General features: G+C 41.6%; 12 protein-coding genes. 9 read left to right on the top strand and 3 right to left on the bottom strand.

Annotated features, from left to right (window positions below; all coding sequences use genetic code 11):
• The first annotated feature begins 22 nt into the window (after positions 1-22).
• Complete coding sequence (locus ACT3ID_RS10920) at positions 23-439, top strand: archease (RefSeq protein ID WP_491542066.1); 417 nt, start codon at positions 23-25, stop codon at positions 437-439.
• 102 nt (positions 440-541) lie between these two features.
• Positions 542-1987 (top strand): RtcB family protein, encoded by a 1446-nt coding sequence (locus ACT3ID_RS10915; RefSeq protein ID WP_491542065.1) that lies wholly within the window; start codon positions 542-544, stop codon positions 1985-1987.
• Between the two features lie 187 nt (positions 1988-2174).
• Here the strand turns inward: ACT3ID_RS10915 and ACT3ID_RS10910 are convergent, their stop codons facing one another.
• Positions 2175-3203 (bottom strand): sodium:calcium antiporter, encoded by a 1029-nt coding sequence (locus ACT3ID_RS10910; RefSeq protein ID WP_491542257.1) that lies wholly within the window; start codon positions 3201-3203, stop codon positions 2175-2177.
• A 465-nt stretch (positions 3204-3668) separates the two neighbouring features.
• On the opposite strand from ACT3ID_RS10910, the gene ACT3ID_RS10905 reads away from it, so the two are divergent.
• From ACT3ID_RS10905 to ACT3ID_RS10880, 6 genes are all read left to right on the top strand, one after another.
• A complete protein-coding gene (locus ACT3ID_RS10905; RefSeq protein WP_491542064.1) occupies positions 3669-4346 on the top strand; it encodes a DsbA family oxidoreductase in 678 nt (225 codons plus the stop codon).
• 328 nt (positions 4347-4674) lie between these two features.
• Positions 4675-5514, top strand: a complete 840-nt coding sequence (locus ACT3ID_RS10900) for a lytic murein transglycosylase (protein WP_491542063.1) — start codon at positions 4675-4677, stop codon at positions 5512-5514.
• Positions 5515-5614: 100 nt separating this feature from the next.
• The gene (locus ACT3ID_RS10895) at positions 5615-6541 is read left to right on the top strand and encodes a matrixin family metalloprotease (protein WP_491542062.1); all 927 of its coding nucleotides are present in this window, start codon (positions 5615-5617) and stop codon (positions 6539-6541) included.
• 69 nt (positions 6542-6610) lie between these two features.
• Positions 6611-6955: a cupin domain-containing protein gene (locus ACT3ID_RS10890; RefSeq protein ID WP_491542061.1), complete on the top strand. Its 345-nt coding sequence runs from the start codon at positions 6611-6613 to the stop codon at positions 6953-6955.
• Positions 6956-7087: 132 nt separating this feature from the next.
• The gene (locus ACT3ID_RS10885; protein WP_491542060.1) at positions 7088-7933 is read left to right on the top strand and encodes a CvfB family protein; all 846 of its coding nucleotides are present in this window, start codon (positions 7088-7090) and stop codon (positions 7931-7933) included.
• Between the two features lie 91 nt (positions 7934-8024).
• Positions 8025-8171, top strand: a complete 147-nt coding sequence (locus tag ACT3ID_RS10880) for a hypothetical protein (RefSeq protein ID WP_491542059.1) — start codon at positions 8025-8027, stop codon at positions 8169-8171.
• A gap of 969 nt (positions 8172-9140) precedes the next feature.
• Here ACT3ID_RS10880 and ACT3ID_RS10875 read toward each other — a convergent pair.
• Both ACT3ID_RS10875 and ACT3ID_RS10870 read right to left on the bottom strand, forming a co-directional pair.
• On the bottom strand, positions 9141-9887 hold the full coding sequence (locus tag ACT3ID_RS10875) for a hypothetical protein (protein WP_491542058.1): 747 nt from the start codon (positions 9885-9887) through the stop codon (positions 9141-9143).
• Positions 9884-10525, bottom strand: a complete 642-nt coding sequence (locus ACT3ID_RS10870; protein ID WP_491542057.1) for a SatD family protein — start codon at positions 10523-10525, stop codon at positions 9884-9886. Before ACT3ID_RS10870 ends, ACT3ID_RS10875 begins: the two co-directional genes overlap by 4 nt.
• A gap of 348 nt (positions 10526-10873) precedes the next feature.
• Here ACT3ID_RS10870 and ACT3ID_RS10865 point away from each other — a divergent pair, with 348 nt between their 5' ends.
• Entirely contained in the window at positions 10874-13606 is a 2733-nt protein-coding gene (locus ACT3ID_RS10865) for a UPF0182 family membrane protein (RefSeq protein ID WP_491542056.1), read from the top strand.
• Positions 13607-13668: the final 62 nt, after the last annotated feature.

The following is a 13668-nucleotide window of genomic DNA, read 5'->3' as shown; positions in this document are numbered from 1 at the left end:
GAAATTAAACATATCCCCTGCTATGGGCCATTTTGAATTTATCGAACATACTGCTGATAAAGGATTTTGCGTAGAAGCCGGCGACCTGGCGGATCTTTTTGAAACTTCTGTCCGGGGATTGGCAAAACTACTTCGGGAAGATCTTCCGGTGGATTCAAATCAGCTTTCGGAATCCCGGCAGATAGAAATCACAGCACAGGACAGAACAGCTCTGCTGATCGATTTCCTCTCTGAAATTTTAACGCAAAGCCATATCCAAAAAACAGTATTTATTCGAGCGGACATTGAGGAGATATCTCCCACCAAAGTGCGGGCATATGTTTACGGAATACCAGTCGACTATTTTGATGAAGTCATTAAGGCAGTTACCTATCACCAGGCTGAGATTAAAGACTCTGGTAATGCTGCTATAACGACGAATATTATCTTTGATATTTAATCTAAAAGTAAGCCATAACTCCAACGAATGACTTTTCTCGATTGTTAAATTATTGGTGGCTAAAAGGAGCATCCTTTAATTCTCATCCTAAAACATATTATCATGTTGACAAAAGAGAATATTCAACAAAAATCGCCATTCCTCTGGGAGATCCCGGCCTCATCCAGAGATGATATGCGCGTACCTGCACAGGTATACGCCACACAAGAAGTGCTCGATGCGATACTTGATGATGATTCACTTAATCAGCTTATGAACGTCTCCACCCTGCCGGGCATAACGAAAGCGGCTATTGCTATGCCCGATGCACACCAGGGATACGGCTTTCCCATCGGCGGTGTTGCTGCTACGGAATATCCGGATGGTGTGATATCTCCCGGCGGTATCGGATATGATATCAATTGTGGAGTACGCCTTCTGTCTACTGATATTATGTATGAGGATATCAAACACCGGATCGGAGAATTATCGAGGCGGCTCTATAAGCGCATACCAGCCGGGGCAGGTAAAAGCGGATCTATAAACTTATCTCATGATAAACTGGATGATGTGCTCGAGAATGGAGCCCACTGGGCGGTGGCTAATGGACACGGAAAGCCTGCCGACCTTGAACACTGTGAAGCGAACGGACGAATGGATTTTGCGGGAGCCGATTTTGTCTCTTACAATGCCAAGCAGCGAGGGAAAAACCAGCTGGGTACGCTCGGCGGAGGTAATCACTTCTTAGAAATTGATCGTGTTTCTGAAATTTTTGATAAAGATGCTGCCAAAGCGATGAACCTGCGAAAAGGACAGCTTGTCTTCTTCATCCACACCGGCTCACGCGGACTCGGTCACCAGGTTGCCACCGACTATGTAAAAACTTTTCAGCAAAACCTTGGTAACTACGGAATTGAACTTCCAGACAGAGGTCTTGCCTGCGCCCCGATGAGCAGAGAAGACGGTAAAAGTTATTATCATGCTATGGGCGCCGGAGCCAACTTTGCTTTCTGCAATCGTCAAGTTATGACATCCGAAATACGAGAAGCATGGCAAGGCTTGCTGGGATCTAAAGCCGGTGAAGTTGAGGTAGTTTACGACATTGCACACAACATCGCCAAGATCGAAGAACATGAAATCAACGGCGAAACTAAAAAGCTGATTGTACACCGAAAAGGTGCAACACGCGCTTTTGGTCCCGGACATCCGATCCTTCCCAAGAGATATAAATCAATCGGACAACCGGTTTTCATTCCCGGAAGTATGGGCACCAGTTCGTACGTGCTCACCGGTACTTCTGAAGGGATGAAATCGACTTTCGGCTCTACCTGTCACGGTGCCGGGCGAAGCATGTCGCGCACTGCTGCCAAAAAACAGGTAAATGCCGGTGAACTTATAAGCCGTCTTAATAAAGATGATATACATGTTCAGGCGGCATCCAAGAGCGGAGTTGCTGAGGAAGCTCCACTGGCTTATAAGAACGTAGAGATTGTTGTTGATACTGTCGAACAGGCCGGACTCGCGAAAAAAGCAGTCAAAATGAAGCCGGTGGCTGTTATTAAGGGGTAATTTACGCGAGCAGGATGACAGAAAAAGATGTCATCCTGAATGATAGGCTTTAAAACAACCTTAGCAACAGATGCTGAAAAGATCCTGAATCAAGTTCAGGACAGGATTCAGCATGACACGGGGACAAACCTCTTTAAGCTAGTTTTAAGACCCATACAATTTTTTCTTTATGGGACTGGATAAGTCCCTATGGCAGGGACGGAATCGAATCGATAACGCCGAAATTCTCCAATCCCATCCAAATTAAAAATAGTAAATAAACTATAATGAGCGTTGCCGATTCTCTCTGGTCGAGAATCATATCCGTGCGCATAAAGCTGAATAACAGCAACGTGGCCAGGGTGAGCATTCCCATCATCGGGGCAGCAATCGTAAAGTTAATGACTGTTACTCCCGCTATCAGCACGCCTGCGGGAATACAAACCAGCAGATCAAAAATATTGCTTCCCAGAACATTAGCAAGTGAAGTGATGGCATCGCCCTTTTGCGCTTTTTTAATACTTACAAATGCATCCGGAATACTTGTGCCCGCCGCAACCACCGAAATACCCCAGAGGAACGAGGGTGTTTCAAGAATATCACCGAACTCAATGGCGGCTCGCACCAGCATCTCCACTCCTATTAAGATCACCACCAGGCTGACTGCAAGCATCCCCCACTGTTTCAGTGGTTGTATATCATGGGGATCTATTTCCGGCTCGTAATCCATCGTATCCTGGTACTGGATGAAAATATAGAAGCCGTAAAGCACGATCGGCATCAGCGCAAGGAGGCGATCCATTTCTCCAAGTATAATACCTCCACTGGAAGCAACCGGATTAAAAATAGCTGCAAATGAGAAGGTGATGATCAATACAGCAACAGAAATGATATAGAACTGGGCTTCTTTATAAACCAGATCCCTGTTTGATTCTAGCGGATCTTTCGTAACCAATCCCGCGGCGGCCGGAATAACCAGAATATTAAAAATGGCAGATCCCACAATGGCGGCTACCCCAAGCTCAAATTCACCATGTAGCAATGTGGAGATCACCACCGTTGACAGCTCAGGAAAACTTGAACCAATGGCTACTACTAACGCTCCCTGGACTATATCAGGCAGTTCATAATAGATTGACAGTTCCTCACTGGAATGTTCAAGCCAATCGCTCCCCTTCCATAAAATAGCTGTTGCAATAATCGCAACGATCGTCCAGAATAATAATGATAAAAACATATTAATTATATATCCATAAATTTTGAATATGGTCGTTAGTTCTACTCTAATTCGCCCCTGCCCTTGTGGAATCTCCCGATACATCGGGAGGCCACTTTTGTGGCATTCCACAGGGCTGCCCCCTTTCCGAAAGCTTTCGGAAGAACTACTTTGTCCAAAAGGTTTTGAAATCCCTCCCTAAAGCTTTCCGGGGTGGGTTATACTCTAAGTAAAATCGATGATTCATTTATTAAATTCAGCCATTTACTAAAAGGATTAACAAATTAAAGTTGAATACTGACAGCTTACGGAACCTGATCAAAATCATATCCTAACCAAATCAGCAGATAATTTCATAATAATATAGCTTATAACTACAGCTGAAGTTTCAACATAGAATAAAGCATTCGCATGGTATGAATGTTTACCGCTGTAAATTGTTTAGTTTAACGTAAAAATAAATTCTACAGATAAATCTGTTTTCCTATGAAAGTAGAAATATGGTCTGACATCATGTGCCCCTTTTGCTATATCGGTAAGCGCCGTTTTGAAAAGGCGCTCGATCAATTTGAATATGACGATGAAGTCGATATTATTTGGCGCAGCTTTCAGCTTAATCCCGATATGGAGACTGATCCCGATGCCAATATTAATGAATATTTGGCCGATGCCAAGGGCTGGTCGCTGGAACAAGCCCAACAAATGAATCAACGTGTGACAGATATGGCTGCCGAAGAGGGACTGGAATACAATATGGATCAGGCAGTGGTAGCCAATTCATTTGATGCTCACCGATTCATCCAGTTTGCAAAGGATCAAAATAAAGCCGATGAAGCTGAAGAAGCATTATTTCGGTCCTACTTTACCGAGGGTAAAAATATCGCCGATCACAATACGCTTTTGGCTATTGCTTCGGAAGTTGGTCTCGATGCAGATAAAACCCGAGAAGTGCTTGAATCCAATCAATATACCAATCAAGTTAAACACGACATTGAAATTGCCAGCGGTATTAATATCCGCGGTGTGCCTTTCTTTCTGTTCAATCGAAAGTTCGCCGTTTCAGGTGCTCGGGAAACTGAAATTTTCCTAAAAGCGCTAAAACAGTCCTGGAATAAATGGCTGGAAGAAAAAGAGGATGTAAAGAAACAAAATCAGACCTCCTAAATTTAATTAGTTAATACTTTCCTTTTTTAAAGCTGTAATATAAGCGCACAAATTTTGTGCTATATCTTTAATGTTCTGCAGATTCAGAGAGGACAAACCCTGGCCTTTTCCTTAAAAAATTCTACAATTTTTGAGCTGACATATCCGTTAACTTTATGTAAGTTGATGTTAGATAAAGACTTGGCTAAGCGGGGAAAATCTTGACCAAGCCTGTAATAAATTAATTCCGCTTTAGGTAATAAAAACAATGATTTAGCCTTCATTTTTTGTGGAGGTTTCTTATTATTAAGCGGAGATCAACTTAAATATTTTAGGCATAGGGATTGATATGTTCAGAAAAAAATTGTGGATCGGATTAACAGTATGCATAGTTGGCTTTTTGGGGTTCAATTCAGCTTTTGGCCATGAGCACGACAAAATGCTAAGCGTTAACTCCACTTCTATTTCAACTGAATATGTTTCAATAGATAAAAACCCGCACGAGCGGCTTTCCGATCTTATCTCTTACCTGCAAAACCAAGGGCTTGATATCAGTAATTTGCTTGATGATCCGCGATTCAAAATTCATGAGGATATTGCCGACCGATTTATAAAGTCAGCCGAGCGAAAATCTCACAGTCTAGATTCGTATAAACGAGTTCTCGGTTTCGATCACAAAGCGAATGAAATTATCACTTTTATAGACAAGCACTCAGATCAGCTTCAAAAAGCTGAACAAGAGTACGGTATTTCCAGATATGTGATTGCGGCCATTCTGGGTATTGAATCAGATTTTGGAAAAAATATTGGCAGCTATAACCCATTTAACGCATACGTCTCGATGTATGCCAACGATTATCGGCAAGATTTTGCCAGAGAACAGATTAAAGAACTCCTCAAATTTGTGGAGCGTAATGAAATCGACGTATTCGAGCTAAAATCAAGTTATGCCGGAGCAATGGCTTTTGCTCAATTTATTCCCTATTCACTGAACAAGTGGTTTGTGGGCAAAGATATCTTCGATATGGATAACAACATCATGTCGATCGGTAATTATCTGGCCTACTTTAAAGAACGAACCGGCAGTATCGAGACAGCGGTATTGCGCTACAATCCCAGTGACCTGTATACCCGCGCTGTGCTCGATCTGGCTCAAACGGCGGAACAACGGTTTGCTAATGCCGATTAGTGAGCGGAACTGAAGGCAAGAGTATATCTGTTATTATTTGCTTTGCTCTTGAATTGCTGTCTGTTAAATTATGGTATAACATTCATAATTAGTTAAGACAGTGAAGAATTTTTTCGGTTTTTGTGTCCTGATTATTTTCGCCGGCGCCCTTCTTATCTTTATCACTGATACAGACAAACCTTCTACAGATGCACTCACCTCTCAACCCTGTGAAGAACCTCTGACCTATCGTGTTGGAGACATCGACTCTCGATTTAAACTCTCCGCCCAACAAATAACTTCCATCATGAGAGAAGTAGAAGAATTGTGGGAAACAGCAATGGATAGAAATTTGCTGGAATATAAAGAAGATGGAAAAGTCGTCATTGATCTGGTCTACAGTAAGGAGCAAAAGCGATCCGAAGAGGAACAATTATTCTCGAATCAGATCAGAACAAAAAAAGAGCAAGCCGCAGCCACGCGCAATGAATACCAGCGACTGGCTAAACGTTATAAACAGAAAGAAAGCGATTTTAAGAGCACCGTTTCCAGATACAACAGGATAGCAGATTCATATACTGAACTTGCCGAAAAGCTGCAGGGACAGAATCCATCACAAGACAAAATTAATGAGCTTAACAAGTTAGAACGTCAGATAAAAAACTTGGAATCGGATATCGAGCGGAGGCAAAAAAACCTGGAGTCACTCCGAAAGCAAACGAATGCTAAATCCGAACAGCTGAATGGTCTGATGAAAGAACAAAACAAAATGATTGCCCGATATAATAATCAGTTTGGTGGAATTAAGAGTTTTGACCAGGGACAGTTTATCAAAAAAGGAAAAAACAAGGCTATCAAGGTTCTTCAATTCTCAAACCAGTCTGAGCTAAAAACAGTGCTAGCTCATGAAGTGGGTCATGCGTTGGGAATTAACCATGTTAATAATCCGAAATCGATAATGTATCACAAGATGGGGAAACAAAATACTTTTAATCTGGAATTAACTGATGAGGATGTTACAGCCCTTAAGGCTCAATGCAGTAATTAAGAGCAGAATTTGCAGTTCAATATCTGAATGTTAAGTTAAGATGAAACAAAATTTATAGGAGAATATATTATGGCACAGCCTAAAATAGCACCCGGTGAGGTTATTAATCTCTATTCACTCAAGGAGGATATGCCCGATGATGCTACACTGGCGCTGATGAAAACCTCCGATATGGAAGCCATACGCATGGTTCTGCCTAAAGATAAAGTTATATCAGAACACAGCGTGGATGGACAAATTTCGGTGCAGTGCCTGGAGGGAAAAACTGAATTTAAAGTTGATGACCAAACGCATGTATTGTCCAGTGGTGACTGGCTTTATTTAAACAGGAAACAACCTCATTCTCTGCGTGTTATTCGGGATACTATATTGCTTGTAACCATCCTCTTTGTCGGAAATTCGGAATCTGAATAAATCACTTTTGGGAAAGAAATGTGGTATTCCACCAGCTTTTCGCTGAGTTAAAAATAACTTAAATCAGTTGGAGAATCACTCGATAAGCCCCTATCTTTAGTTCATCGTATCTTTTCCACTCTAAATCAGATTATGTTACCCATAGGAACTTACCAAACGCTTAATGTAGCTCGCAGTACCCCTCACGGATATATTTTACAGGATACTTCGGGAAATTCAGATGAAGAGGTATTACTGCCCAACAAATTGGCTTTTCGGGATCTGAAAAAGGGAGAAAATGTACGCGTTTTCTTGTATAAAGATGGTGAAGAGCGCGTTACGGCTACAATGCAGGATCCCTATATTACTCTCAACAGTATTGCTTTTCTTGAGGTAAGGGACGTAAACAGAAATGGTGCTTTTCTCGACTGGGGACTTGATAAAGATCTTTTTGTCCCCTACCGCGAGCAAACCGAAGATATGAGAGAGGGACAATCGCACCTGGTCTATATGTATCTGGATGAAGAAACAAACAGGCTTGCCGCTACAACCAAGATCGACCGCTTTCTGGATAACGAAGAAATTACTGTTGAAGAAGGAGATGAAGTTGATTTATGGATCTGGAACGAAACAGATCTCGGGTATAACGTCATCATCAATAAAAAACATGAAGGACTTATTTACCACAATGAGTTTTTTGAAGATGTGAGCTACGGAGATAAAACTACCGGCTACATTAAAAAAGTTCGTGACGATAATAAGATTGACGTCACCTTGCGTCCTATCGGGTACAAAAAAGTAGGGCCCAATGCCGACCATATTCTTCAGCGGTTAAAGCAAATGGGGGGATATTTGGACCTGCACGATAAAAGTGATCCCGAGGAAATACACAACCGGCTTGAGATGAGCAAAAAAACGTTTAAAAAAGCTATCGGCCGCTTATATAAAGAAGATATTATCCGTATTGAAGATGACGGAATTTATCTGGTTGAAAAATAATCCCACTCTCCTGCGATTCGCTTTCCGGAACATTTGCTGCTGATCTTCATACAAGGTTACAGAAATTAATATCAAAAAATGTTGGCTTGTTATGATTAAAGAATGGATTCGGTGGGGTATTGCATATCTGGAATGGGGATTCGATATCCTGTTAGGACATTTGATGACAATAGAAGGCATCGTTGCTCTGTTAATAGGACTTTTTGTATTGGGATTAATTGCCCGCCTTCGCGGATGATCCCTCTAACCTATTTTTGACGACGGCTGTATTTCACAGATCGCCGCTAAAGCAGATTGTATGCTTGTTTAGCATTAGCGTATTCTTCCCCTTTTTGACTCAACAGCGGCCTGGACCAACAGAGCTAGAGAAAAGATTGAACTGTCCGTTTTTTGTTGACAAAAAATAGACGAAATCCCGTCAGTACTCGAGATTTGCTCATCCAAAAAGGAACAAACAATCGCGAAGTTTCTTTTCCGTGGGTTTGTTAAAAAGGACGATGGCTATAAACAACGGTGATGTCACGGTGAGCGGAGGCTCTGAATTAAGCCGGAATCAAATCCATCTCCCGGAAATAGCTCGCAGGTAGTAATTCTCCACGTTGCTAAAGACCTACTGCACCGAAGTAGCTTGGCTACATAGACTATACTATGAGACATCGGGACCCTCAAGGGAAGATTTTCTATCGGCTTTTTTGCGGTCTTAGCCTCTCGGACGGACCAACCAATCTGTAGAAATAAAATTTCTTTCATCGTTAATTTCACTGCTGCGTTGGCAGCTAACCATGTCATCTCTTTTTGCTTGTTAAAAGCTTATAAATTTTCTTTGGATCTGCTCTAAAATAGAAAGCGCCAAGTATCCAGATTATATCCCCTACCTAAAGTGATTTATAGATCATAACAATTAACCCATTGATACTAAAAGAGAAAGGTTCATTGACTTGATAAAAAATATCATAGCTTAATTTCGCTTTTACTTATTTATAAATTCAACATTTTCAATGGCTTATCTAAAATTCAGTTTTTAATGTGCATTTAGTCAGTTTAACGTTCATTTCCTCTAATAGCCAGTAAAATTTCATTGCTTTTCTTGTTTAAATATTTTTGGAAACCAGTCAAAAGTATTTGCATCCATCGGGTGGCAATTTCAGCCACCCGATGGAGAACTGGTTACTCCCCCTGCCCTTCAGTTTATTATTTGTGTCGGATACTATCCCATCAAAGAAGCTTTTACTGCAAAGGCCACAACCATTGCCAACAACGCAGATAGCAGCGTACCGATCAGTACATATTCTGCAAACGTTCGGCTTTTAAAATCCTGAAAGCGCGCCACTCCCTTGGCAGCCAATATAAAACCGATAGCTGCAAATTGATTCAGAAGTACAAAAAGAAATACAAATATACGTTCAAGCAAACCGATAATGCGCCCGGTATTATATTCCTTTTGATCTACCTCCACTCCTTTTGTCCCCAGCGTATCAAGTCCGGCAAGACGCAGGACATAACGCAGGATGATATTTGCCTCATTTAATACCATCAGCAATCCGAAAATAAAAATTTGTGCAGTAAAGACTTCGTTCATCGATACGGTCGGAGAGGCAAACATCACCTGATCAAAAAGCGATATAATATCAGCCGGTAAAGCGTTGGCAGCCAAATTTGTTAAAGGACTGCAGAAAATCCCGATAACAACAATATGCAACAACAGAAAGAGTACCCGGTTTCGGTTTATTTTATCTGGTGACTTTTCTGCCATCAGCATCAGTGGCGGGTATCCTATCAGATATACCAAAAGAAGAATCCAGCTGATATTAAATTGAAGAAAAGGCATTGCCAACACTGGTATTGCTCCTATGATTAGCATATCCCGTCGGTCTATGCCTTCATCTCTCAAAATAAGTCTCAGGCGGGAAATGAGGATAAGGGTCAGAATAGCCAGAAAAATAGCGTAGTTCATGAGGATATTTTTTTATTGATAACTTTAGCCATATTGTTGCTCAGCTCATCAATTACATCAAGTAAGCCTGCATCTTTATTTTTATAAAAAGCCGTCTGCGATATATCCAGCTTCTTGATAATTTCTTTGTAGTTGTAGCCTTCTTTAAGCATATGTAAAATTACAATCCGCTTTTTGTTCCAGCTGCGGATCTGTTTAGACAGCAACTGTAAACTGTTATTGATTATTTTCAGGGTCAAATCTTCGTCGTCTTCGGTACTAACGTGCAATAAAAAACCGCTCTCTTTAAGCTTGTCGATTCCCTCCCGGGCTTTATGGAAAGCCGGTCCGTCCATACCGATAGCCTGTTCGGTATTTATTGGGGTCGAAATTTTTCCCACAGAAAGTGAAAAACGCACCTCAATCGGATGCATCGCGGCCATTATTTTAAGTATATGTACAAAAACAGCGTCCGCTTTTTCGAATACAGCCTGGAATTCATCGCCCAGTGTAACCGTATAAGGTGATACCACTCCCTCTCCGTTCTTGTTAAGCTCGTCAAGGGTATTTTCCAGTTTTTCTTGCAATTGTTTGCGTTCCTGACCTTCTATCTCCCGAGAGCTCTTTATATCCGCTATAAGAACAAGTGCCTTGGACATTATTTGACCATCTTTTATTTAACCTTCATTTCTATTTAACCATTTTAGTTTAAAAAATCAATTTTAACCCTATATAGTTTAAAAAATCAATTTTAAACTTTTTTAGTTTAAAAAAAAACAATCTGTATGATTTCACAACTCTTGCCCCTTAATCTAGAATGGCTAAGACAAATTTAGACGATAAAATGGCTTTTCAAAAATTTCCTAAATAAAGTGTATCTACATCAAAAAAGTAATCCTTCCCGGAACGTAAATTCTTCTTTTTGAAAAATGGTTACTATTTTAAGAACTCAAATCTTGTACGCTGGCAAACATAAATACAAGTTTATTTAAACGTCACAGGTTACTATGAATAATGTTTCTGGACTATCAAGAAAAATTTATTGGATTATTATTCCCATCATCCTGGCCATCTTAATTATTGGTGGATTTACCGACTGGATTGTAGAATGGATGTGGCTCGAAAATCTTGGTTACGAAGAGGTTTTCTGGACAATAAAAACGACGCAGGCCCTCCTGTTAATTGGTTCACTGATTGTTGCATTGCTGTATGTTTTGCCCAACATGAATACCCTCGGCAAAAAATTCAGTACTATGAGCTTTGGTCAATCGCCCCTGGCCCAGCTGAATATCCAAAATATCAGCACACGAAAAATAAAAAATGTATTCTTTGGTCTGGGAACCATAATCAGCGTGTTCTTTTCACTCGCCTTCTTTATGCGGTGGGATACTTATTTTCGTTTCCACTGGAACGAGACGTTTGGACAGGTAGATCCCATCTTTGGCCATGATATAGGTTTTTATCTGTTTCGGCTCCCTTTCATAGAACTGGTCCAAAACAGCTTGGTATCACTTGTTTTCTTTGTGACTATCGCTATTATCATTTTGTACATATACTCCGGAGCGATATCGATTCAATCCTCCAAAAATATTTATATCCCCAGCGGAATAAAGAAACATATTAGCGTCAATGTGGGACTCTGGCTCCTCCTGCTCTCTTGGGGATATTATCTCGAGCGATACAATTTGTTGTATAGTCCCGGCGGGGCGGTTTATGGTGCCACTTATACGGATCTACATATCAAACTGCCTGTCATCTGGATCATGACTGTTCTGTGTTTGATCCTGGCGGTAATTGCATTTATCCAGATGTATAAAACACGATTTAAGCTTTTCTTAATAGCTGCTGCAACTACTATCGTAATTGGGATAGTCGGCAATGGATTATTACCAGGCATTATTCAACAGTATGTGGTTCAGCCCAGCGAACTTCAGCTCGAAGAGGAACATATTCAAAATAGCATTGATCAAACGCGACAGGCATATGCTCTGGATCAAATGACTACTCAACCTTATAGTGCACAGCCGTCAGAGCAGATGTCACGATCAACAATCGATGCAAATGAAGAAACTATTGAGAATATACGTCTGTGGGATCCGCGACTGTTGATACAAACCTATCGACAGCTGCAGGAAATTCGTCTTTATTATCAATTTTATGATGTGGATGTTGACCGCTACCACACCAATACGGGATACAAACAGATGATGGTATCCGCCCGCGAGTTGACCGAAGACCTGCCCGAGCAAGCTGATACATGGGTAAACCGGCGCCTGCAGTACACGCACGGCTATGGTCTGGTTATGAGTCCTGTGGCACAAGAGGGTTTGCAGGGCGATCCGCAACTATCTATTAAGGATATTCCACCGGTAGTCGAGGCCGGATTGGGACTTGAGGTCGAACAACCGGCTATCTATTTCGGAGAACATAATTCGGACTATAAGATCGTCAACACAAATGTACGAGAGCTTGACTATCCCAGTGGAGACGAAAATGTGTATACACATTACCAAGGCACCAGTGGGGTACCGATTGGCGGCTTATTTAACCAGCTGCTGTTTGCGTGGGAGTTCGGCGATATTAACATTCTGCTGACCGATTATATCCACGACGAAAGCAAAATTATCTTCTGGAAACGTATTCAGGAACGTGTGGAACGTATAGCGCCCTTCCTTGAAATGGAAGACGATCCGTATCTCGTGCTAAATGAAGGAAAGCTATACTGGATCCAGGATGCTTACACTACCTCTCCGCATTATCCCTATTCCGAGCCCTATAATAATCAGTACAACTATATTCGCAACTCGGTCAAAGTAGTAGTTGATGCATATAATGGCTCGGTTGATTTTTATGTATCGGATGAAGAAGATCCTGTTTTAGATGTGTATCGCGATATTTTCCCGGATATGTTCCAGCCGATCGATGATATGCCCGGAGGTTTACGTCAACATATTCGCTATCCAATCCACTATTTTATCGTCCAAATTGAGAAATATAATGAGTATCACATGACAAATCCTCAGGTGTTTTACAATAATGAAGACTTGTGGACACGTCCGAATGAGACATACGCCGGGCAACCCATTAAAATGGAGCCTTATTATGTGTTAACGAAGTTACCCGGTCAGGAGGAACTACAATATCTGTTGATTAGTCCGCTCACACCTAACAACCGCGATAATATGATTGGCTGGATGGCTGCCAATTCTGATGAACCAAACTACGGAGAGGTTACTGTTTACCAATTACCCAAAGACCGGCTTATCCTTGGTCCGGCACAAATTGAGGCGCGTATTGATCAGGATACCGAGATTTCGCGACAGTTGGCCCTATGGGATCAGCGTGGCTCACGAGTAATCCGGGGGAATTTGATGGTTATACCCATAGAAGATTCCTTCATTTATGTGGAACCTGTATTCCTGATTGCAGAGGGAGTCGACATTCCGCAACTACAGCGTGTGATTGCAACTTCGGGTGACCGTATTGCCATGCAGCCAACACTGTGGCAATCTATCGAGGCTCTATACGGTGAACGGGAGCGAATAGCCTCAGCCGAAATTGATACAACTGCTCCGGCTCCTGAACAAGTTGCAGCACAAGCCGAGGATATAGAAAGGTCCGAAGAGTTCACCAAACTCCGTCAGCTCTGGAAAGAAGCCCAGCAAGCCCTGCAAAACAACGACTGGGAAGAGTTCGGAACCAAAATGAGAGATATCGAAGATATTCTTAACGGAAGCTAAAAACGCGTTTAACGGACCTTCCATTCTTCCCAAGCTCCGGCTTGGGAAGAATTTTTTTAGAA

It is taken from the genome of Fodinibius sp. GM108, from assembly GCF_058386985.1.
Note: the sequence above shows the minus strand (reverse complement) of the source record. Positions and strands in the feature narration are given on the sequence as shown.

What these genes read in the sequence shown, in the direction of transcription:
- ACT3ID_RS10920 (WP_491542066.1), top strand. Translation starts at nt 23, where the DNA reads ATGGGCCATTTTGAATTTATCGAACATACTGCTGATAAAGGATTTTGC.
- ACT3ID_RS10915 (WP_491542065.1), top strand. Translation starts at nt 542, where the DNA reads ATGTTGACAAAAGAGAATATTCAACAAAAATCGCCATTCCTCTGGGAG.
- ACT3ID_RS10910 (WP_491542257.1), bottom strand. Translation starts at nt 3,203, where the DNA reads ATGTTTTTATCATTATTATTCTGGACGATCGTTGCGATTATTGCAACA.
- ACT3ID_RS10905 (WP_491542064.1), top strand. Translation starts at nt 3,669, where the DNA reads ATGAAAGTAGAAATATGGTCTGACATCATGTGCCCCTTTTGCTATATC.
- ACT3ID_RS10900 (WP_491542063.1), top strand. Translation starts at nt 4,675, where the DNA reads ATGTTCAGAAAAAAATTGTGGATCGGATTAACAGTATGCATAGTTGGC.
- ACT3ID_RS10890 (WP_491542061.1), top strand. Translation starts at nt 6,611, where the DNA reads ATGGCACAGCCTAAAATAGCACCCGGTGAGGTTATTAATCTCTATTCA.
- ACT3ID_RS10885 (WP_491542060.1), top strand. Translation starts at nt 7,088, where the DNA reads ATGTTACCCATAGGAACTTACCAAACGCTTAATGTAGCTCGCAGTACC.
- ACT3ID_RS10880 (WP_491542059.1), top strand. Translation starts at nt 8,025, where the DNA reads ATGATTAAAGAATGGATTCGGTGGGGTATTGCATATCTGGAATGGGGA.
- ACT3ID_RS10875 (WP_491542058.1), bottom strand. Translation starts at nt 9,887, where the DNA reads ATGAACTACGCTATTTTTCTGGCTATTCTGACCCTTATCCTCATTTCC.
- ACT3ID_RS10870 (WP_491542057.1), bottom strand. Translation starts at nt 10,525, where the DNA reads ATGTCCAAGGCACTTGTTCTTATAGCGGATATAAAGAGCTCTCGGGAG.
- ACT3ID_RS10865 (WP_491542056.1), top strand. Translation starts at nt 10,874, where the DNA reads ATGAATAATGTTTCTGGACTATCAAGAAAAATTTATTGGATTATTATT.